Source organism: Cyclobacterium sp. 1_MG-2023, assembly GCF_030546805.1.
Taxonomy (GTDB): Bacteria; Bacteroidota; Bacteroidia; order Cytophagales; family Cyclobacteriaceae; genus Cyclobacterium.
Genome location: NZ_JAUOPC010000006.1, coordinates 177,574 through 199,912 on the forward strand (window position 1 = coordinate 177,574; position 22,339 = coordinate 199,912).

The 22,339-nt window shown below is 38.8% G+C and carries 18 protein-coding genes and 1 tRNA gene; 14 read left to right on the forward strand and 5 right to left on the reverse strand.

Annotation, left to right across the window (positions count from 1 at the left end):
- Positions 1-8: 8 nt before the first annotated feature.
- The 8 genes from Q4534_RS11445 (at position 9) to Q4534_RS11480 (ending at position 6,355) form a co-directional block, all read left to right on the forward strand.
- Positions 9-584, forward strand: a complete 576-nt coding sequence (locus Q4534_RS11445; RefSeq protein WP_303613312.1) for a MarC family protein — start codon at positions 9-11, stop codon at positions 582-584.
- A gap of 116 nt (positions 585-700) precedes the next feature.
- Positions 701-775, forward strand: a tRNA-Pro gene (locus Q4534_RS11450).
- 337 nt (positions 776-1,112) lie between these two features.
- Entirely contained in the window at positions 1,113-1,643 is a 531-nt protein-coding gene (locus Q4534_RS11455; protein ID WP_303613313.1) for a PRC-barrel domain-containing protein, read from the forward strand.
- Positions 1,644-1,868: 225 nt separating this feature from the next.
- Positions 1,869-2,414, forward strand: a complete 546-nt coding sequence (locus tag Q4534_RS11460) for a carboxymuconolactone decarboxylase family protein (protein WP_303613314.1) — start codon at positions 1,869-1,871, stop codon at positions 2,412-2,414.
- Positions 2,415-2,484: 70 nt separating this feature from the next.
- Positions 2,485-2,931: a DUF417 family protein gene (locus Q4534_RS11465; protein ID WP_303613315.1), complete on the forward strand. Its 447-nt coding sequence runs from the start codon at positions 2,485-2,487 to the stop codon at positions 2,929-2,931.
- A gap of 11 nt (positions 2,932-2,942) precedes the next feature.
- Positions 2,943-4,352, forward strand: coding sequence for an FAD-dependent oxidoreductase (locus tag Q4534_RS11470; RefSeq protein WP_303613316.1), 1,410 nt, complete (start codon positions 2,943-2,945; stop codon positions 4,350-4,352).
- 190 nt (positions 4,353-4,542) lie between these two features.
- Positions 4,543-5,205, forward strand: a complete 663-nt coding sequence (locus Q4534_RS11475) for a peroxiredoxin-like family protein (protein WP_303613317.1) — start codon at positions 4,543-4,545, stop codon at positions 5,203-5,205.
- 235 nt (positions 5,206-5,440) lie between these two features.
- Positions 5,441-6,355 (forward strand): DUF302 domain-containing protein, encoded by a 915-nt coding sequence (locus tag Q4534_RS11480; protein WP_303613318.1) that lies wholly within the window; start codon positions 5,441-5,443, stop codon positions 6,353-6,355.
- A 90-nt stretch (positions 6,356-6,445) separates the two neighbouring features.
- Here Q4534_RS11480 and Q4534_RS11485 read toward each other — a convergent pair whose 3' ends face one another.
- The 5 genes from Q4534_RS11485 to Q4534_RS11505 all read right to left on the reverse strand — a co-directional run bounded on the left by Q4534_RS11485 (position 6,446) and on the right by Q4534_RS11505 (position 10,977).
- Positions 6,446-7,234, reverse strand: a complete 789-nt coding sequence (locus Q4534_RS11485; protein WP_303613319.1) for an NIPSNAP family protein — start codon at positions 7,232-7,234, stop codon at positions 6,446-6,448.
- Positions 7,235-7,538: 304 nt separating this feature from the next.
- The gene (locus Q4534_RS11490; RefSeq protein WP_014019798.1) at positions 7,539-7,925 is read right to left on the reverse strand and encodes an acyl-CoA thioesterase; all 387 of its coding nucleotides are present in this window, start codon (positions 7,923-7,925) and stop codon (positions 7,539-7,541) included.
- 152 nt (positions 7,926-8,077) lie between these two features.
- Positions 8,078-9,649, reverse strand: coding sequence for an Rne/Rng family ribonuclease (locus tag Q4534_RS11495; protein ID WP_303613320.1), 1,572 nt, complete (start codon positions 9,647-9,649; stop codon positions 8,078-8,080).
- Positions 9,650-9,826: 177 nt separating this feature from the next.
- The gene (locus Q4534_RS11500) at positions 9,827-10,648 is read right to left on the reverse strand and encodes a tetratricopeptide repeat protein (protein WP_303613321.1); all 822 of its coding nucleotides are present in this window, start codon (positions 10,646-10,648) and stop codon (positions 9,827-9,829) included.
- A 20-nt stretch (positions 10,649-10,668) separates the two neighbouring features.
- Positions 10,669-10,977: an HU family DNA-binding protein gene (locus Q4534_RS11505; protein ID WP_014019802.1), complete on the reverse strand. Its 309-nt coding sequence runs from the start codon at positions 10,975-10,977 to the stop codon at positions 10,669-10,671.
- 159 nt (positions 10,978-11,136) lie between these two features.
- Between Q4534_RS11505 and mutY the strand changes: the two genes are divergently transcribed.
- The 6 genes from mutY (at position 11,137) to Q4534_RS11535 (ending at position 22,332) form a co-directional block, all read left to right on the forward strand.
- Complete coding sequence (gene mutY, locus Q4534_RS11510) at positions 11,137-12,219, forward strand: A/G-specific adenine glycosylase (protein ID WP_303613322.1); 1,083 nt, start codon at positions 11,137-11,139, stop codon at positions 12,217-12,219.
- Between the two features lie 46 nt (positions 12,220-12,265).
- Positions 12,266-12,733: a single-stranded DNA-binding protein gene (locus tag Q4534_RS11515; protein ID WP_303613323.1), complete on the forward strand. Its 468-nt coding sequence runs from the start codon at positions 12,266-12,268 to the stop codon at positions 12,731-12,733.
- Positions 12,734-12,789: 56 nt separating this feature from the next.
- Positions 12,790-14,139, forward strand: a complete 1,350-nt coding sequence (gene gldE / locus Q4534_RS11520; protein ID WP_303613324.1) for a gliding motility-associated protein GldE — start codon at positions 12,790-12,792, stop codon at positions 14,137-14,139.
- Positions 14,140-14,508: 369 nt separating this feature from the next.
- Positions 14,509-19,002: a glutamate synthase large subunit gene (gene gltB / locus Q4534_RS11525; protein WP_303613325.1), complete on the forward strand. Its 4,494-nt coding sequence runs from the start codon at positions 14,509-14,511 to the stop codon at positions 19,000-19,002.
- 1 nt (position 19,003) lies between these two features.
- The gene (locus tag Q4534_RS11530; protein ID WP_303613326.1) at positions 19,004-20,476 is read left to right on the forward strand and encodes a glutamate synthase subunit beta; all 1,473 of its coding nucleotides are present in this window, start codon (positions 19,004-19,006) and stop codon (positions 20,474-20,476) included.
- A 644-nt stretch (positions 20,477-21,120) separates the two neighbouring features.
- Complete coding sequence (locus Q4534_RS11535; protein ID WP_303613327.1) at positions 21,121-22,332, forward strand: bifunctional alpha/beta hydrolase/OsmC family protein; 1,212 nt, start codon at positions 21,121-21,123, stop codon at positions 22,330-22,332.
- The last annotated feature ends 7 nt before the right edge of the window (positions 22,333-22,339 follow it).

Consider the following 22,339-nt stretch of genomic DNA (forward strand, 5'->3'; position numbering starts at 1 on the left):
GATCTGCGGTGTTTGATTTGAAGGAAATATTATCTGTTACATTAATTCTTTTTTCTGTGATTGATATCTTGGGATCTATACCAATTGTAATCAACCTAAGAAAGAAAGTTGGCCATATTCAAAGCGGCAAGGCAACCATTGTTGCAGGGGTTTTGATGGTGGCCTTTCTTTTGGTTGGAAAATCAATTTTAAGCCTATTTGGCATAGATGTAGAAGACTTTGCCATTGCCGGTGCCTTAATCATCTTTGCGATTGGAGCAGAGATGATTTTAGGTATAGAAATATTTAAAAACGACCCTGAAGCAAGCTCAACCAGTACCTCTATAGTCCCAATAGCTTTTCCTTTAATTGCCGGTGCAGGCACTTTGACCACCATTCTTACCTTAAAGTCAGAATTTGGACAAGCCAATATTGCCATTGGCATCATTTTAAATCTTGTCATCATCTATGCGGTATTGAAAAGCACTCATTTCTTGGAGCAAAAACTTGGAAAAACAGGCTTGGATATATTGAGAAGAATATTTGGAATCATCCTGCTTTCAATTGCGATAAAAATCTTCAAGACCAACCTTTTTCCCGGGTAAAATTTAAGCCCATATGGGCCTATGAAAATAAATTTGAAAAAATATTTAAAATATTGCCTATTCCTTTTTGATTTTCTCAAATTTTATTTACTTTTGTCCTCCCAATAGGGAATAAACGGGGTGTAGCGTAGCCCGGTCATCGCGCCTCGTTTGGGACGAGGAGGTCGCAAGTTCGAATCTTGCCACCCCGACAAAGCCAGTTCATTGCGAACTGGCTTTTGTTTTTTCCGACCTATTGTACTTCTTATCATCCTTTTTTTCTACCCTATTGCGCCCCCCATAAGTTTGCTGATTGATCATAGGTACCTAGAGTATACCTAATATATTACACCCATTAAAACTCTAGCCGAACTATATAAAGCCCCTCCAAATAAATAATATTTGCTTCATAAAATAATGTTTATACCTACCCCATTTAAGGTTTAAAAATTATTCAAAGATTTAATAAGATTAAAGGAATATTCAATTTTTGGCACAACTCTTGAACCATTTAGGTCAAATGATTTTCTCATTAAACCAACTATTGAAATGAAAAATGCAAATAATTTTCAGTTAAGAAGTTCGGAACTAATTTCACGCAATGTAAAAACGGCAAGAGATGAATCCGTAGGTTCTATTAAAGATATTGTTCTAAATGCATCCACATCTCAAGTAGACTATGTAGTATTGAAGGTGGATGAGGGATTCTTGAACCTTGGTTCAAAACTTTTGGCAATGCCATTTGAATCTTTCAATTTTAATCCTCCACATGGAGAGGCTGCACTCGTGCGAGAGACCAAAGAAACATTGGAAAATGCACCGGGTTTTGAAAGCGACAACTGGCCTACAGGCCCACAAGGTGAGTTCTTACACACCATGCGGAGCTATTACAGTACCGAAGACCGAAGTCTATATGGACGTTACGACATAGAAAACCGAACCATTTTCGACCATCAGGACAATTTAGATGTAAGAGAAGACAGAATCAGAGACAAACGCTCCGGAAACGGGTTTTTAGAAAAAGACCGTAGGGGTGAGAGGTCCTATAATGCCAGAAGAGGCGGAGATCCTGTAATATAATAATAGAATATTCTTATAAGTTATTGAAGCCAATCCAATAAATGGATTGGCTTTTTTATGGAATATGGATTGATAAAACCTAATCAGATGTATCCATCGATCTCTATTTATTTAAATAGGGAAAAATTGCCAAGCAGCAAGGCAATTTGACCTAACCTTTACCGACGTAAATGCTGAATCTTTGTATCGTAATTATTCAACAAACAAATTTAAAGACATTTAATTATGACAACTACAGCAACAGCATTCAACGTACCTACAAAATCTGAAGTTTCTGAAAACAATCAAGCAATCTTTGAACAGCTTGGAAAACAAATTGGCTTTGTACCTAACCTTTATGCCTACTATGCCAAAAATGAAACGGCCTTACCGGACTACTTGGCATTGCAGGGAAGAAAAACCACACTAAAAGCCAAAGAGAAAGAAGTGGTAAACTTGGTTACTAGTCAAATCAACGGCTGTAGGTATTGCCAATCTGCCCATACTGCCCTTGGTAAGATGAATGGATTTACCAATGAGCAAATTCTTGAAATCCGAGGCGGATCTGCCGATTTTGATGAAAAGCTTGATGCTTTGGTAAAATTCACTGCCGCAACGGTAAGCAATCATGGTAAAGTAGAGGAAAATGTAAAAGAAGCCTTTTTTGCAGCCGGATATACTGAAGCTAGTTTAATCGATGTGGTCATTCTTATCGGAGACAAAATCATGAGCAATTACCTTCATAACCTTGCAGGTTTTGAAATTGATTTCCCATTGGCTCCAGAATTATAAGTTTTAACAAGGGTTTTGCAATAGGTATTCGTTTCGAATATTGTTGCAAAACCTATTTTGAACCCAAATTATGTACAACAAAATATCATCCCTCGGTTTTTATATAGGCGTATTTGGCACAGCCCTTATACTTATATGGATAGGAATGTTTAAATTTACTCCCACAGAGGCTGCAGCAATAAAGCCATTGGTGGAAAATCACTTCGCCATGAATTGGCTTTACGGTCTCATGTCCTTACAGGCAGTTTCAAATCTTATCGGTTTATTAGAAATTGTCATCGGGATATTATTATTTGGCTCATTGTATTGGCCACAACTAGGGAAAATTGCCGGAATTAGTTCCGCTATTATTTTTATTACCACGCTTAGCTTTCTTATCACCACTCCTGGTATTTGGAAATTAGTCGATGGCTTTCCAATTACAGATTTCTTTTTGATCAAAGACATCCCATACCTTGCCATTTCATTAATGGTTTGGGGTAAATATTCAAATGCTAATATTGATACTGAATTATAAATACCACAACAATGAAAGAGATTATACTATACGGTGCCGACTGGTGTCCTGATTGTCGAAGAGCAAAAACTTTCCTAAGCGAAAACAATGTTGACTACACTTTTATTGATGTGGATCTTGATGAAGCGGCTACAAAAAAAGTTGAGGCAATAAACAAGGGAAAGCGTATCATTCCAACCTTGATAATCAATGGGAAAAGTTATACCAACCCGGATAATGCAGCACTTTCTACTATTTTAGGTATAAATGATCAGGCAAGGGTTGTACTATACGGCGCTGATTGGTGTCCGGATTGTATCAAGTCCAAATCCTTTCTGGTGGACAATAAAATCAACTTTCAATACATCAATATTGATGAAAACGAATGGGCGATCCCCATCATTGAAAAGATCAACAATGGGAAAAGGAAAATCCCTACCATTCTCATTAATAAGGACATTTTGGTGGAACCGGAAAACGAAGCACTACGGCTGGCACTCAAATTAGATGAGGAGAAAATCACCAAAGTATTTGATAGCATTATCATAGGTGCCGGTGCGGCAGGATTGACCACATCCATTTATGCCCAAAGAGACCGCTTCAGTACTTTAATTTTGGAGAAAAAGACAGTAGGTGGAAATGCTTTTCTAACTGAGAAAATAGAAAATTATCCCGGCTTTACTTCCATTTCAGGTCCCGAACTTATGGACAAGATGGAAGAACAGGCCCGAGTCTACGGTGCCACCATTAAAACAGGAGAAGAAGTGGTAAGCATTGAAAAGATTAACAATGTGTTCAATGTAAAAACCAAAACAAATCTGTTTTTAGGACGCTCTGTAGTGTTGTCTACGGGCTCAACATACGAAAAGCTTAATATCCCGGGGGAAGGTGAGTTATTGGGTGCCAGCGTGCATTTCTGCGCTACCTGTGATGGTGCCTTTTACAGAGACCGTGAAGTAATTGTCATCGGTGGAGGAAATTCGGCATTGGAAGAAGGTATCTTTCTTTCCGGATTCACGAAAAAAGTAAAAATCATCAATCGAAAAGCAACCTTTAAGGCATCACAAACTTATATAGATAAGCTTCCTGAACTTGACAATATAGAAACGTATTACAATAAGGATTCTATAGCATTAAATATTGATCAAGAAGGAAAATTTGCCGGATTGAAGGTAAGGGATTCCTTAACAGGTGAAGAAGAAGTGATCACAGCTGATGGTGTTTTCATCTTTGTCGGCCTCAAACCAAACAATGCAAGTTTCAAAGGCTTGGTGGAAATGAATGAACGTGGCTTTATAACCACAACCGGCTTGGCAAAAACTTCGATCGATGGAATTTTTGCCGCCGGAGACAATCGCGAAGGAGCCATAGCACAGGTAGCTGCTGCTACCGGTGAGGGCGTTTTGGCCAGCTACGGATTGAGAGAATACCTTAAAGATTAAGCCAAATCCGGTGAATGCATGGATTTTGCATTTATTGTTTTCCACGTCCTTCCCGGACATTAATCCATAGGTAAACAAAGCCATTGAACGAATTCGTGCTTGAGGTTAATTCTTAACCTATTAAATATAAATTCATTGGCATTGTTTTTGGCCGATTAGCTTATTACAAATTGAATAAAATAAATACACCATGACTGAACAAACGAAAACTACGCTACAAGAAGAATTACAAGCGAAAAAAGATAATTTCAATGAAACAGCTTCTGAGGAAATAAAAACCATTTATAAGGCCGGAATAGATGATGTCAAAAACAATGGCATAGTCAAGCAAGCCAAGCAAGAGGGCGGGAGTGCTCCTGATTTTTCACTTCCCAATGCCACGGGGAAACAGATAAAACTATCTGACAAATTGAAAGAAGGACCTGTAATTTTAACCTGGTACCGAGGAGGTTGGTGTCCTTATTGTAACCTCACACTGCACTACTTGCAACAGAATTTACCGGCCTTTAAGGAACAAGGAGCGCAATTGCTGGCCTTAACTCCTGAACTACCCGACAACTCTATAAGCACCTCTGAAAAAAACAATTTAACTTTTGAGGTTTTAAGTGATTTAGACAATCAAGTTGCGAAGCAATATGGTATAGTTTTTAAACTTACCGAGGACGTGGCCAATGTTTACCAAGATAAATTTGACTTACATGCTTATAATGGCAACGAGGACAATGAACTTCCACTTGCGGCTACCTATATTATTGGTCAAGATGGCATTATAAAATACGCTTTTCTTGATAGTGATTATCGAAACAGGGCCAATCCGGAGGATCTGCTCGACTTTTTAAAGGCTATGAAATAAAGGGCGTGTAATCCTCACAGACAGCGAAAAAAAATATGATTTTGGCGGTAGTTATGAATTTCTTTCAATACCGTCAAAATCCGTTTTTAATGGATTAATGAATTTCACCCTAAAACCTTACAAATTGAACCGAGTGAGAAATATAAGTAAAATCTAATTAAATACTGGAACAGTTATTGAACAACTATCAACAACTTAAAAAATTAAATTTCGACCAATTTAAAATCAAGTTGTCATGTATAAAATAGCCTTGTTTCTCAGTTTTACCCTATTATCGACCGCCTGTAATATAAATTCCGATGAAGATCCGGAAAAAAATGATAATCCTGAAGTGCCGGGAACAATTTATGGATCAAGTACAATTTCGCTGGACGAAGCTTATAGCTCATTTAAAACTTCACTAGAAAGTAATGATCAAATAGGAATTGTAGCTGAAGTAGATCATTCGCAAAATGCGGCCTCTATAAACAAAGAACTTGGTCCTACAAAAATTATCTTCTTTGGTAACCCTAGCTTGGGCACTCCTTTGATGCAAGAAAATCAGCTTGCAGGTTTAGACCTTCCGCAGAAAGTATTGTTTTACGAAAATAAGGATCAGGTTTTTGCTCTTTATAACAGTACTGACTACCTAGCTTCCCGACATGCCTTGGGAGAGGTGGAGTCTCTCAATCAAATCTCAGCAGCACTTGAGAATCTGGTAGGTGATGCCATAAAAAGTGATTTAGAAAGTAGCATTTCCAAATCTGTCACAGCCTCCGAAGGGATAGTCACCGTAACTAGTTCTCAAGACTTTGAATCAACTTACCAAAGTTTACAATCCATTATTTCCGGAAATGACAACCTCTCCATTATGGCCGAATTAGACCATCGAGCCAATGCCCAAAGCAAAGGACTTGAATTAAGACCTACAAAAATCATAATTTTCGGAAACCCCAATTTGGGTACGCCACTAATGCAGGAATCTCAGACCATAGGTCTGGATTTGCCCCAAAAAATTCTTGTTTGGGAAGATGCTAATGGTGCCGTCCATCTTTCCTATAATGATCCTGCATTTTTAAAGCTGCGACATGAAATAAACGGGAGTGATGAGGTGATACAGCAAATTACCGATGCGCTACAAAATATAAGCAATGGCGCTGCCGGCAATTAAAATTCGCAAATGAAAAGGCAGTAAAAAATCGACGTAGAAACAAAATAATAGAAGGCTGTTGACAGGTGCAACAGCCTTCTATCCATTTCCCTAAAGATCTGAATAATCAGTAGGGTACAAAAATTTGGTTACGTTTTTTGATACATTGTTTTGGTATTGCGGAAGAGCAGAGAGTTCTTTCCAATAAGGGTCGGTACGAAAGGTATCCCAGTGGGCATCACGGTCAGCCTTATTTTCAAAAGTTGTCATGTACATCAAGTTAGGCATGGTAGGGCCTGAAATCACCTCTCCATAGAAAACAGCATTGAAGCCAAGCCTTTTAAAAAGACCTACCTCATCGCCATCATTGAACATCTTGATTTTATTCTTAGAAATTTTCTCCGTATGCCCTTCATAGCTCCGCAACTCATAAATTCTATCTTTCTTAGGGCCTTTCAAATCAGGAACACCATAATTCGGGTTTTTCTCGAATGCGTTCAATAAGATGGATTCGATTCTATCATAGGGAGGGTTGGTATAGGCTGCATCCAAATAGGTGGCCCCTGCCGATTGAAATTCTTCATCCTTAGCAAGTTTGGACTCAATTTTAGAAAACTCTTTTTGAGAACCAAAAGGTATCAGCACATAAATCAACTTCTCTTCAGGCTTATTTCCTTCAGTTGATGCCCGAGGCTTGAATACTCCAATATGATCAATTCCGGCTCTATGCATGGCCGGTAAATAGGCTTTCTCAAGAAATTCATCAATCACCTCTTCCTGAGCACTTGAGGAGTAATGATAAATTTTTATTTGGTAAATGTCTCCTTTTGCGGCAAAGGAAAAACCGGTATTCAGCAATAAGATGGCTAGTGCTGAAAACAACATAATTGTATTTCTCATGGTATAGTGTAATTAGATTAAATTGCTCGAAAGCAAGAAGTTACTTAGGTTTATCAGGATCAATAGTTTCTGTCCCGAATATCAAACTTTTCTCAATTTATCTAAAAAAAAGATAAGCTGAAACTACCCACCATACAATTTAAGAAGGTAGAATTATCAATTTTTTAGATCCATCAATAAAACCCAAAGGGCGAAAATTCAAAGCTTACCCACATTGACAAATGGTAAAAGGCGAAATGCTCCTGAATAACTTCTTCAAACATTGGTTGAAATTCAAAAAGCAGCTATAGTTATTGAAGAATAACTAAACCGTGATTTTGACGGGATTTTTGTCATTGTCAATGGCTACAAAAGTAAAGGTTCCGGAAATGGCTTTTTCCCTACCTTTTTCATACATCTGCTCAATAAAAATCTCTACGCTCACTTTTAAGCTTGTATTGCCCACATGAATCACACGACCACACAGTTCAATGATTGTCCCTGCCGGTATTGGTTTGGTGAAATCAATTTTATCACTGCTGATGGTCACCATACGTTGCCGACTAAAGCGCGTAGCCGTTATAAAGGCCACCTCATCCATCAATTGCATGGCTTTACCTCCAAACAGGGTATCGTAATGATTGGTGGTATTAGGAAAAACAGCTTTATAGATCTTGGTTTCTGATTCGTTGATTTTTTCTTCGAGACTCATGTTTAAATTTTTAGGGCAAGATATATAAGGGCGGTTTAATTTGGGTTAATTATTAGAGGATCAATCGTTTATTTCAGTAAAAAGCTACAATTAGGAGTAAAATTAATCATAGACAAACAATCAATAAATTTAAAGGCAAAAAAAAGCGAGTCTTATTCAGACTCGCTTTTTATAATTATTTCTAAAGGTTCTCCTGAAATATCCAGGAATTTATACTCCGTCACCGGTAGTGAAGAATCTTTGATCAAATTGATCCATTTATAATATTTAAAAAACCACTGCAGCCTTTTTGAGAAAATGCCATGTGTAAAATAGGCATGTAAATAAGGGTGCAATGCGATTTTAATCTTTGATTCGTTTTGGTGTACTGCAATATGCTCTAAATCTTTTTCCAGTTTATCTGCCACGAGAATGGAGGCTTGTATTTTGCCTGTACCATTACAAGAAGGACAAATTTCTTTGGTAACTATGTTCATTTCAGGTCTAACGCGCTGTCTGGTGATCTGCATCAAACCAAACTTGGTAAGGGGAAGTACCGTATTCTTGGATCGGTCTTCTCTCATTGCTTCCTTCATCGCTTCAAAAATGGCCTTTTTATTATCGGCCTTTTTCATATCGATAAAGTCAATCACAATAATTCCTCCCATATCGCGAAGCCTTAGTTGCCTTGCAATTTCTTTTACGGCCACCATATTGGTTTTTAGGCCCGTATTTTCTTGATCACTTTCCTGGTTGGATTTGTTGCCACTGTTAACGTCCACTACATGCAAGGCTTCTGTATGCTCAATAATGAGATAACCGCCTTGGGGGAGACTAACGGTAGTTCCAAACAGGCTTTTGATCTGTTTTTCTATACCAAAACTTTCAAAGAGCTTCGCTTTTCCGTTATAAAGCTTAACAATTTTTTCTTTTTCTGGAGCAATGGATCTTATATAAGATCGCATTTGATCGTAAATTACTTCATCTTCTACCGTGATTGCGTCGAAAGATTCATTGAGAAGGTCTCTTATAATTGAAGAGGCCAAACTCATTTCTCCGATGATTTTGTCTTTAACTTTGGCTTTTTGAAGCTTCCTCATCCCATCTTCCCAAGTCTCTAACAAATTTCTTAGGTCTTTATCCAGCTCAGTGACAGATTGACCTTCTGCCACGGTACGAATAATTACACCGAAATTGACCGGTTTGATGGAAGTGATAAGCCGGGATAACCTTTTTCTTTCATCAGCACTACGTATTTTTTTGGATACGTTGACCGTGTTTGAAAAAGGTACCAATACCAAGTATCGACCAGCAAGGGAGAGCTCACACGATAATCGAGGCCCTTTTGTAGAAATTGGCTCTTTGACAACCTGCACCAACACCTGATTGTTCTTAGACAATACTTGGCTTATCTTTCCAAGTTTGTCTATCTCAGGCTCGTTTTCAAAACCTTTTAGGTCGAAACCTTTATGATTTTTATTACGGGTTAATTTTACCAGCTTACTTAAGCTGTTAACCTGTGGTCCTAGGTCTTGATAGTGCAAGAAAGCGTCTTTTTCATAGCCTACGTCTATGAAAGCAGCATTTAAGCCATTTACAATTTTCTTTACAGCACCAAGATAGATGTCGCCAACTTTGAACTTGTTGTCTTCCTCCTCTACGTGAAGCTCAATCAAGCTCTTATTCTTAAGCAGGGCTATTCGACTACCATTTTGAGAGGAATCAATTAATAATTCTGAACTCAAATTGTGTCTCTGTTATGAAATAAAAGAACGTGTTAATTGAACAGAAATTAAATTATTTCTTGTTCTTGTGTCTGTTTTTTCTCAATCTTTTCTTACGCTTGTGTGTAGCGATTTTATGTCTCTTCCTTTTTTTTCCGCAAGGCATAATTTTATAGTTTTAGTTTAACAATATTTTGATTATAATCTATCTAAGTAATTCTCTATTCCCGAAAGAATCTGAGGATCTGTAGTTTGCTTACGTAATTCTTCTAATTGAGTTTTGGCCAACTTCTTTTGGTTCGACTCAAACAAACTTACCCCCAAATAAAATTGACCCTGAATATTTTCAGGGTGATGCTCAACAAGTTTTTCAAATCGCTCCACAGCCCTTTTATACTGACCGCTTTGCATGGACAATATGCCCATATTAAACAATGCCTCTTCATTTTCAGGATCTTCTTCCAAAACAGTCCTTAGCATGGTGATGCCTTGCATAGGGTTGGCAGAAGAAACATAAGTCATTGCAATCTTTGTTTTTAAATCAAGCCGCTCCGGATTGGCCTCTAAAACTTTGCCTAAATAAAAGCGCGTTTTATCCCCCAATCTTTTGGTCTTGATCTCTTCCATGGAAAAACCAAAAGCTTCATAATAAGCATTCCCTGCTTTTTCCCAGTTTTTCGGATCCGGCGCCTTTTCAGCAATTAAACCGAAATAATACGCCGCACTATCCAATTTACCTCCACTTTGGTAAACTTTAGCAATCGAATCAGCGAATATAACAAATTTTTCGGTACTAGCCTCTCCTTGTATTTCTGCCATCAGGTTCTCGATGACCTCAAGGTCACTGCTACTTAGAGAGTTCCCGTGGTTAATTTCTTCGTTGCTTGAATCAGATCCCAAACTAGTTCCATCCTCAGTAAGCCCCTTGTCCTCATTGTCCACTACCACTTTGGGTAAACTGTACAGAAGGAAACAAACGACAATTCCTGCAACAACGAAAATAATTTGGGATCTCTTCATAGTCAAATTTGTCAGGATTATTAGTCCTGAGGAGCCAATTCTCTTACGTTTTGGCTGTTTTTAATTTTTTCAATAAATGATTTAGACGGCTTGAAAGCTGGAACATAATGTTCGTCAATCACAATGGCTGTGTTTTTAGAGATATTCCTTGCGATTTTTTTAGCTCTTTTTTTGTTTATAAAACTGCCAAAACCTCTAACATAGATATTTTCTCCTTCTGCCATTGAATCTTTTACAACCTTGAAAAACGCCTCAACGGTCTGTGTAACATCATCCTTTTGGATTCCTGTCTTCTCCGAAATCTTTGTGATTACCTCTGCTTTAGTCACTGTCTTATTTTTTTTGTGTAATTCAATTGAGGCTTAACCTCCTATTAACCAACTAATTTTGGGAGTGCAAATTTACAATATCCATTCCAATTAAAAAATTAAATCGAAAAATTTAGCTTCATTTGTTCAATTATTAGCGAATAATAAAATTTTAAAATTTTGAATTTCAACTATTTCACTGAAAATCTACTCCGTTGGTATCCCCTCAATTGCCGTGATCTGCCTTGGCGGGAGACACGGAATCCATATATCATTTGGTTATCCGAAATCATCCTTCAACAAACCCGCGTAGCCCAAGGATTACCCTATTTTCATGCTTTCATTAATAAATTCCCCACTGTAGAGGCACTTGCCAATGCCCCGGAAGAAGACATCTTGAGGACATGGCAGGGATTGGGCTATTATAGCAGGGCAAGAAACTTACATGCTTGTGCACGCAATATCGTCAATGAGAGAAATGGAAAATTTCCAGACAATTATAAGGAATTGTTGGGGCTGAAAGGTGTAGGACCCTATACAGCTGCTGCCATTGCCTCCTTCGCTTATAAAGAACAGATTGCTGTGGTCGACGGGAATGTCTATCGGGTTTTGTCCAGGTTTTTTGGTCTCGATGTGGACATTTCTTCCCACCAAGGAAAAAAAGCCTTTGGCAAACTGGCCAATGAAATCATTCCTGGAAATACCCCTGATGTGTACAACCAAGCCATCATGGAATTTGGTGCACTGCAATGTGTCCCCAAAAAGCCCAATTGTCAGCAATGTCCCTTGCGCACCAGATGCCATGCCTTTCAAAACGAACTGGTGGAAACACTCCCGGTCAACGAAAAAAAAGTGAAAGTAAAATCTCGTTACTTTTTATATTATCATATACAAATAGATGGACATACGGTCGTAAAAAAGCGAAGTGAAAAAGACATATGGCAAGGACTGGTTGACTTCCCTTTAGCGGAATATTCGTCCTTGGAAAGCATCGAAAATATTCAGCCGGATTCGCTTGACCTGCCGGAAGAACTCCATCTCCTGGAACCAAATTATACCATAAGTTCTGAAAAACCCTTCAAACACCTGCTCACACATCAAAGAATTTTTGCTTCCTTTGTAAATATTAAATTCGGAGCAATCCATAAAGAAGCCGTGGAAAAGTGGGCCCAATCTAAAAACTATTCACTGGTAAATGCTTCCAGTCTGGAATCACTTGGCAAACCAAAATTGATTGTCCGGTATTTGAATCAAAAATATTAATTGTTTATATTTAATCAGCTATTTATAAAACCGAAAATATCTACCAATGGCAGGAGTTAATAAAGTAATTTTATTGGGTAATCTTGGTGCAGATCCTGAAGTAAAACATTTGGAAGGAGATAAGGTAGTAGCGAACCTTAGACTAGCCACAACTGAATCCTATAAAGATCGTGGCGGAAACCGTGTAGAAAATACTGAATGGCATGACCTCGAATTATGGGATGGTCAGGCAAGAGTGGCCGAACAATACCTAAAAAAAGGTAGCCAGATTTATGTAGAAGGAAAAATAAAGTCCGACACTTGGCAGGATGATCAAGGCAATAACCGTAAAAGAACCAAGATTAGGGTTCAAAGTTTTACCATGCTTGGTTCAAGGAACAGTGGGGCTGACAATGCTCAAGGCGGTGGCCAGTCAATGCCCGCTCAAAACAGCAATCCGAACACAGGAATGAATAGCAATTCTTCACCGGCTTATGATTCCGGAGACAATGACGCTGATGATTTACCATTTTGATAGTACTGGAATTCGGTAAAATCATTAGTTTTGCATAAAATTATATTATTAAATTAATGGACGACCCCTATCCGAGTTTGCTGCTCCTGACTGAAGTCATAGCTGTATCACCGGTTTATTTGGTGGGTAATGCGGTATTGTTTATCGCGTTATTGATAATCTCAGCCTTGGTTTCCGGATCGGAAGTGGCTTTTTTTTCTCTAAACCATGAGGATATTGAAGGTATTAAAGAGGCTTCAGACCCAAAGTCTGAAAAAATTATTACCCTCTTAGAAAATCCTCAAAAGCTGTTGAGTACCATACTGATTCTCAACAATCTAATTAACATTAGCATCGTTACCCTTACCACCTTTTTTACTTGGAGTATATTTGGAACGGATGCTACAGGAATTGTAATCATCCTTTTCCAAACCATTGGGGTGACCTTTTCCATTGTATTCATTGGAGAAATTGTTCCAAAGGTTTATGCCAATTCAGCAAGTGTTGGCTTTGCAAAAATTACCGCTGAATTTCTTTATTTATTCTATGTGATCTTTGGTCCGCTATCTTCATTATTGATGTCCATCAGTGATGTGATCGAAAAACGGATAGAAAAAAAGGGCTATTCTTTATCAGTTGATGAATTGCATCATGCTTTAGAAATAACCTCCATTGACACAAGTAACAACGAGCGAGACATACTAAAAGGGATCGTTAATTTTGGCACCCTATCTGTGAAGCAGGTAATGCGTTCCAGAATGGACATCACGGCTGTTGATATAGAAATGGATTTTCATGAGTTGATGGACAAAATCAACAAAAGCGGCTATTCCAGAATACCGGTATATGAAGATACCATTGACCAAATTAAAGGGATCTTGTATATCAAAGACCTTTTGGACCATATAGAAAATGACGAACATTTTAATTGGAAGGCACTTATCCGCAAGGGTTATTTTATCCCTGAGAACAAAAAACTAGCTGACCTGCTCAAAAACTTCAAAAACAAGAGGGTTCATATGGCCATTGTGGTGGATGAGTATGGGGGCACTTCGGGCTTGGTAACCCTAGAAGACCTTATAGAAGAAATTATTGGTGATATCAATGACGAATTTGATGAGGTAGAAGAGTACTTATTCAAAAAGTTGGACGATAGAACCTTTATTTTTGAAGGCAAAATTTCATTAAATGATTTCTGCAAAAAATTAGATCTCGATATTCAATTGTTTGATGAGGTCAAAGGCGAAAGTGAATCTTTGGGAGGCCTGCTTCTTGAGTTGAATTCCAATTTACCAAATAATGGTACCAAGATAAAGTTTAACAATTTTGAGTTTACCATTATGGCTGTTGATACTAGAAAAATAAAGAAAGTAAAAGTAGTTTTGGATGGTCCTGTTGATAAAAATGTGCCTGACCAAATCGATTGATTTTAAAATTAGTTAAACAAGCTAAATCAAAGATCCATCTTATTTTTTATGCCCTCTGTGTGTATTTTTTTCTTTTTTTTTCGTAGTTTTAAAATTGGCAATTTTAGACATGTTTGCGTAATTCTAGAGGCTGTGTTTCCCAAATGAGCTTGAATTTTAGACTGAAACGATACACTTTTGCGAAATTTTGTATTTTTTCAGTTGAAATTTTAAGGTGTTCCTACATTGGCTTAATTATAATTTTTTGTTCTATATTCAGCTATTCTTTCATTTTTGTTTTACCTTTATTGTCTAGAATTTAATAATTGAAAAATTTATTGTGGATTTTTCAAAGTAAATTCAATACCTAATACAATTAAACATAACAGAATGAATCAAGGTTTATATCGTTCACAGTTTGAGCATGATGCCTGCGGAATAGGGGCAGTTGTTAATGTGAAAGGCCATAAAAGCCACGAAACTATAAGTGATGCTTTGCTTATGCTAAGCAATATGGAGCACAGAGGAGGACGAGGTAGTGATCCCAAAACTGGGGATGGTGCCGGGGTCTTAATCCAGTTGCCTCATACTTTCCTTAAGGAGGTTACGCAACGGTTAGGTTTTGGGTTGCCCGAGGAAGGATGTTATGGCGTAGGGATGGTGTTTTTCCCAAACAACAAACAACTCTACAAAAAATGCAAATCAAACTTAAATAAGATAATCAACGAATTGGGCTTTAAGCTCATCGGATACAGGTCTGTACCTACAGATGATACAGTACCGGGATCCGGAGCTTTGGAGGTAATGCCCACTATTGAACAAGTTTTTGTGGAACACAAAGACAATCTTTCGGGTATTGATTTGGAGCGGAAACTTTACATCCTAAGAAACTATTCAACACGAATCATCAACTCCACCATACCGGGAGTAAATAGTGCCTTTTATTTTGCAAGTTTTAGTAGCCAAACAGTCATATACAAAGGGCAGCTTCGTACTGATCAAGTATTGACCTTTTACAAAGACTTACAAAACAACAAGCTTAAGTCAGCGATTGCACTGGTACACTCCAGGTTTTCTACCAATACATTTCCAAACTGGAGACTGGCTCAGCCTTTCAGGTTTCTATCTCACAATGGGGAGATCAATACCATCCGTGGTAACCTGAACAAAATGCGCTCAAAAGAGACATTGATGAAATCCATGCATTTCACTGATGAGGAGCTTGAAATGCTAATGCCGATTACCAACGCTAAGAATTCAGATTCTGCGAACTTGGATTCTATGGTGGAATTGTTAGCATTAAGCGGCCGTAGTCTTCCCCACGTGATGATGATGCTTGTACCTGAAGCTTGGCAGGACAACAAAACGATGGACAAAAAGAAGAAGGCATTTTATAAATTCCATGCTTCTTTGGTAGAGCCATGGGATGGACCTGCTGCACTATTGTTTACTGATGGCAAATCCTTGGGAGCAACATTGGATAGAAACGGCCTTCGTCCATTGAGGTACTTTGTTACTTCTGATGATCGACTGATCCTTTCTTCGGAAGCAGGGGCATTGCCCATCAGAGAGTCCACTATCATTGAAAAAGGACGTATCAGTCCGGGTAGAATGCTCTTAGCTGATCTGGAAAAAGGAAAAGTTTCTTTCGACGAAGAGGTTAAAAACGAAGTAGTCAATAGAAAGCCATATGATGCCTGGATCAAAAAAGAGAGATTAAAATTACGAATGATCCCTGCGCCTACAACGCTTTCATTGCCTTACAGCACAGAAAATATTAAGAAAAAACAAACCATATTTGGTTACAGTCAGGAGGACTTAAAAGTAATCTTATCACCAATGGGAGATACCGCCTACGAGCCAATCGGTTCCATGGGTGCAGATACTCCTCTAGCAGTTCTTTCCAAACAAAGTCAACATATCTCAAATTACTTTAAGCAACTATTTGCCCAAGTAAGTAACCCGCCGATTGATCCAATTAGGGAGCGTTTGGTAATGTCTTTGTTTACCAGAATTGGTGAGAGTTATAATATTCTGGACGAAAGCCCTAAACATACCCGTCAGATACATATTTCTCAACCGGTCTTGCTCAATGAAGACTTAGAGAAATTAAGAAATCTTGAGGATAAAGGGTATCATTCAGCTACTTTAAAAGCGCATTTCGAAGCGGATGGCAAACCGGGACGGTTGTTAGAAGCATTAAATAAATTGTGTCAAGCGGCCGAAAAAGCCATTGGTGAGGGAAAAAATATCCTCATCATTTCCGATAGAGATTCTCAGAAAGATACTGCTCCAATCCCTTCTTTATTGGCAGTGGGAGCTGTTCACCATCACTTGGTGAACCAGAAATTGAGGACCAAAGCGGGCTTGGTAATAGAAGCAGGAGATATTAGGGAAACGCATCACTTTGCAACGGCTATAGGCTATGGCGCAAGTGCTATCAACCCTTACCTGGCCTTAGAAACCCTTCTTTCGCTCAATGAAAACGATATGTTGAGCAAGAAGATACCACAAAAGAAATTATTTGAAAACTATAAGGCTGCCATAGGAAAAGGACTTCTTAAGGTTCTTTCTAAAATGGGTATCAGTACCCTACAGTCTTACCAAAGTGCTCAAATATTTGAAGCTGTTGGTCTAGGTGCAGAGGTAATTGACAGGTGTTTCAAAGGAACCGTAAGCAGAATAAGTGGTGTTTCTTTTGATGAGTTGGCCGATGAAGTATTGGTAAGACATCATGCTGCCTATAAAACCAAAAGTCCACTTTTGGAAGCCGGAGGAATTTACCAGTGGAAAAGAAGGGGAGAAAAACACCTCTTCAATCCGGAAACCATCCACCTGTTACAAAAATCTACAAAGCTGGGAGATTATGAATTGTACAAGAAATTTGCGCAAAAAATCAACGACCAGACTAAAGATGCCTTGACCCTTAGGGGCTTGCTGGAATTTAAAAAGAGAATCTCTGTTCCATTAGACGAAGTGGAACCGGTAGAATCCATCATGAAGCGTTTCGCTACAGGAGCCATGTCCTTCGGGTCGATATCCCACGAAGCACACAGCACCTTGGCCATTGCCATGAACCGTATTGGAGCGAAAAGTAATAGTGGAGAAGGCGGTGAAGATGAAATTCGATTTGAGAGAAAAGAGAACGGCGATTGGGAAAGGTCTGCTATCAAGCAAGTAGCTTCCGGTAGATTCGGGGTTACAAGTAATTACCTAACCAACGCAGCTGAAATACAAATTAAAATGGCACAGGGAGCCAAGCCTGGTGAAGGTGGACAGCTTCCGGGACATAAAGTGGATGACTGGATAGGAAGAGTAAGACATTCTACTCCTGGAGTAGGATTGATTTCACCTCCACCTCACCACGATATTTATTCAATTGAGGATTTGGCTCAGTTGATTTATGACCTTAAAAATGCCAATAGAAAAGCAAGAATAAACGTAAAACTAGTATCTCAGGCAGGTGTAGGAACCGTAGCTGCCGGGGTGGCCAAAGCACAATCAGATGTAATCCTTATCTCAGGAGCAGATGGTGGAACAGGAGCCTCTCCACTCAGCTCAATCCGACACGCCGGGTTACCATGGGAGCTGGGCTTGTCTGAAGCCCACCAAACCTTGGTGATCAACAACCTCCGCAGCAGGGTAACCTTGCAAACGGATGGTCAGTTGAGAACTGGTAGAGATTTGGCCATTGCCACTTTACTCGGTGCTGAAGAATGGGGTATTTCTACCGGAGCTTTGGTTGTAGAAGGATGTATCATGATGAGAAAATGCCACCTGAACACCTGTCCGGTTGGTATTGCCACACAAAATGCTGAATTAAGGAAGCTGTTTACCGGTGACCCTGACCATGTGGTTAACTTCTTCACCTTCTTGGCTCAAGACCTAAGAGAGATTATGGCTTCTTTAGGTTTCAGGACAGTAAATGAAATGGTAGGACAAAGCAACATCTTGAAAGAGGCCACCGGTCAAATGAACCACTGGAAATGGGATAAACTTGACCTAAGCCCTATTTTCCATAAAGTTGAGGTACCTGACCATGTGGGAATTTACAAGCAAATAGATCAGGATTTCAGACTGAAAAAAGTACTTGACAGAAAACTCATAGAAGCAGCTACTCCGGCCTTGGAGCAAGCCAACAAAGTGAAAGGTACCTTTGATATCATCAATGTGGACCGATCTGTGGGCGCGATGCTTTCTAACGAAGTGTCTAAGTTCTTCGGAAGTCCAGGGTTGCCTGACAATACCATCCACTTTAAGTTCAAGGGATCTGCCGGACAAACCTTTGGAGCATTTTTGACCAAAGGAATTACCTTTGAATTGGAAGGTGAAGCCAATGATTATTTCGGTAAAGGACTCTCCGGTGGTAAACTGGTTGTGTACCCGAATAGGAATGCAGATTTCGTAGCTGAAGACAATATCATTATCGGAAATGTAGCCTTTTATGGCGCTACTTCCGGTCAATCATTTATTAAAGGTAAAGCCGGAGAACGTTTCTGTGTAAGAAACTCCGGAGTGGAAGCTGTGGTTGAAGGTATTGGAGACCATGGATGTGAATACATGACTGGAGGTCTGGTGATCATTCTTGGAGAAATAGGAAGAAACTTTGCTGCCGGTATGAGTGGTGGAATAGCCTATATTTTCAAAGAAAACCTTGGCAATATCAATAAAGAAATGGTAGACATTGATCCACTTAATGAGGATGATTATGCCACCATCAAAACTTCTTTACAGAGCCATATAGATTTCACTTCCAGTAACACAGCAAATAGATTACTTGAAGATTGGGAAGCCGGAAAAGAACGGTTTATAAAAGTAATTCCTAAGGATTACAAAGAAGTATTGAGAAAAAGAGCATTAGAAAATTCTAAAACATTAGTATAAGATGGCGGATAAAGAAGGTTTCTTAAAATATAAAAGACAACTACCTGGATCCAGATCACCTGAAGAAAGGAAAAAGGATTACAAGGAAATATACAAGCCTTTGGAATCCAAAGTGCTTAACGAGCAAGCCGCAAGGTGTATGGATTGTGGCGTTCCTTTTTGTCACAATGGTTGTCCCCTAGGAAATGTCATCCCGGACTTTAATGATGCCGTATACCATAAAGAATGGGAACTGGCTTATCAAATACTCCGCGGAACAAATAACTTTCCGGAGTTTACCGGAAGGATTTGCCCTGCACCATGTGAGGCAAGTTGTGTATTGGGTATCAATAAAGATCCTGTTGCAATTGAATTGATCGAAAAAAGCATTGCGGAAAAAGCTTACGAGCTAAACCTTGTAAAGCCAAACATACCTGAAGAAAGAACCGGAAAAAAAGTAGCCGTAATAGGCTCCGGACCTTCTGGTCTTGCTGCAGCAGATCAAATAAACCAAGCAGGTCATGAGGTAACAGTCTTTGAAAAAGACAAAGAAGTAGGTGGCCTTTTAAGATATGGTATTCCTGATTTCAAATTGGAGAAATGGGTGATTGACCGCAGGGTTGATGTGATGAATGAAGAAGGAGTAATCTTCAGCAAAGACACTGAAGTAGGCTTTAATATCAAGGCTGAAAATATTCTTCAGAATTTTGACGCTGTAGTGCTTACTACGGGTGCACAACACCCCAGAGACCTGAAAATCAATAACCGTGATGCCAAAGGGGTACATTTTGCTATGGAGTTTCTTGGCAGACAAAACAAAGTGATTTCAGGGGAGTTGGAAAGCAATCCTATTCACGCCAAGGACAAGCATGTCATAGTAATTGGTGGAGGAGATACCGGAAGTGACTGTATTGGTACTTCCAATCGTCATGGAGCAGCGTCTATAACTCAACTCGAGTTATTGCCTAAGCCACCTCAAAGCAGAAAAACCCTTAACCCTTGGCCTGAGTGGCCAATGACATTGAGAACATCTAGTTCTCATGAAGAAGGTGCCGAAAGGGTATGGTCCGTACTTACCAAAGAGTTTACCAAAGACGAAAATGGAAATGTTACTGGACTAACTGTCGTAGACATTGAATGGAAAGAGGAAAATGGCAGAATGCAGTTTTTCGAAATCGAAGGAACAGAAAGAACACTTCCTTGTGACTTAGCATTTTTAGCTATCGGTTACTTGGGGCCAAAAGCCGGACTCCTAGAGGCTTTCGGTGTAGAGTTTTTGGAAAACGGACTGCCAAAGTCTAAAAATTACCAAAGCTCAGTTCCTAAAGTATTTCTTGCTGGAGATATGAGAAGAGGTCAATCTTTGGTTGTATGGGCTATCGCTGAAGGCCGTGAATGTGCGGTAGAAGTTGATAAGTTCTTGCAAGGAGAGTCCAGTCTCGCCAGGAGAGATCAATCCTTTTACTCTTATGAAGAAGAAGTGACACAGAGCTAATTTCGCTCAGTCACCTAATATACTTAAGGCAATCCAAATTGGATTGCCTTTTTTATTGATCATTTTTTTGGACAAAATATATCGTATGGCTGCTCTCCTGCAGGCTTAGGCTTATTCGGGGCCAAATCATTTTCACAAAGGTGAATAAACTACATTTTTTTATCCATCCTTTTTACGATTTCTCTAAGTAATTCATTTTGCTCTGTTTTTAAAACAATGAATTTATTGACCCAGCTATAGACCAAATAACACAACAATCCAAGGATCAATAGGTAGAATACAAAGTAAAGAATTGGAAACAGTATAGACATGGCTAATAAAAGTTTTAGTAGAACAAATAGTAAGAGCTTAAGAATAAACTCCTTCTTTTGCTAATATAATAAAATAAACAATTTAAATTACTTTTAGTTGATAATTTCAAAACCAAGCATTTAAGAAAATTGCTTTATTTTCATTTTATTCAATCACATCTTCTCCAAAGGAATTTTTGCCAACAGCTAAGGAATTTTAACCTATCATATAAACTATAAATATCAATAAGTTTGTAAGGTTGAATCAATAGCTTGCTTCAATGATAATGCTTCAACACAGTCTATATCTTCCACGGTATATTTCTGTTATTTGGATTTTAACCTTAACATATAATGAACACAGATAGAATTAAAATAATAAACAAAAAGGGAAATGAATTGTCAACGTCGATCGATTTTCCTAACCATCAAAAACCCAAACAATTTGTTCTGTTTGCCCATTGCTTTACCTGTACGAGCCAGCTCAATGCAGTAAGAAATATTGGGCAGGCCTTGAACAATAAGGGCATTGCTGTGGTCAGGTTTGATTTTACAGGCCTAGGAAAAAGTGGGGGAGACTTTGCCAATAGTCATTTTGAGGCCAATGTAGATGACTTATTGGTTGTCAACGATTATATCACCAAGCATTATCAAGCACCTGCGCTACTCATTGGTCATTCCCTTGGCGGGGCAGCAGCAATAGTGGCTGCGTCTAAATTAGACAATATAAAAGGTGTGGTGACCATTGGAACTCCTGCTGATGTGCAGCATGTCACAAAACACTTTGAAGGGCAGGCAAAAAATCTGGCTACTGATGAAGAAGCTTCTGTTTTGATTGGTGGACGCGAATTTACCATTAGTGGAGAATTTATCAATGGATTCAAACAACACCATTTGCCGGCTACCATCGAAAATCTAAGAAAGCCGATTCTAATCATGCATTCCCCTGTAGATGAAATTGTATCGATCAACAATGCACATGAAATCTATCAAAAAGCAAAACATCCTAAAAGTTTTGTCTCCCTAGACAATGCCAATCATCTCCTAACTAAAAGTGAGGATAGTATTTATGTGGGTGAACTGATTGGTTCATGGGCTTCCAAATATATAGACCTAAAACCCTTTGACAAACCCAACCCCAACAAGCATCAATTGGTGGGCCATTTAAATTTAAAAGAAGATAATTTCACCACCTATATCAACACTCAAAATCACGGAATTATTGCAGATGAACCCAAAAGTGTGGGAGGATTTGATTTTGGTATGGCCCCTTTTGAGTTGGTATCCGCAGGTTTGGCAGCCTGTACAGGAATGACCCTAAAACTGTATGCAGAACGTAAAAAATGGGATCTCCAAGAGGTTTACACTTATGTTAACCACAGTAAAGAAATGATTGAAGGTGAGAATAAAGATGTTTTTGCAAAGTCCATAGAGTTAGTCGGCAACTTGGACACGAAACAAAAAGAAAGGTTAAGGGTTATTGCAGCCAAATGCCCTGTACATAAAACTTTACAACAGTCATCTACAATTAAAACCGAAATAAAGGGAGAGCCAAATAAAAAATAACCAAACC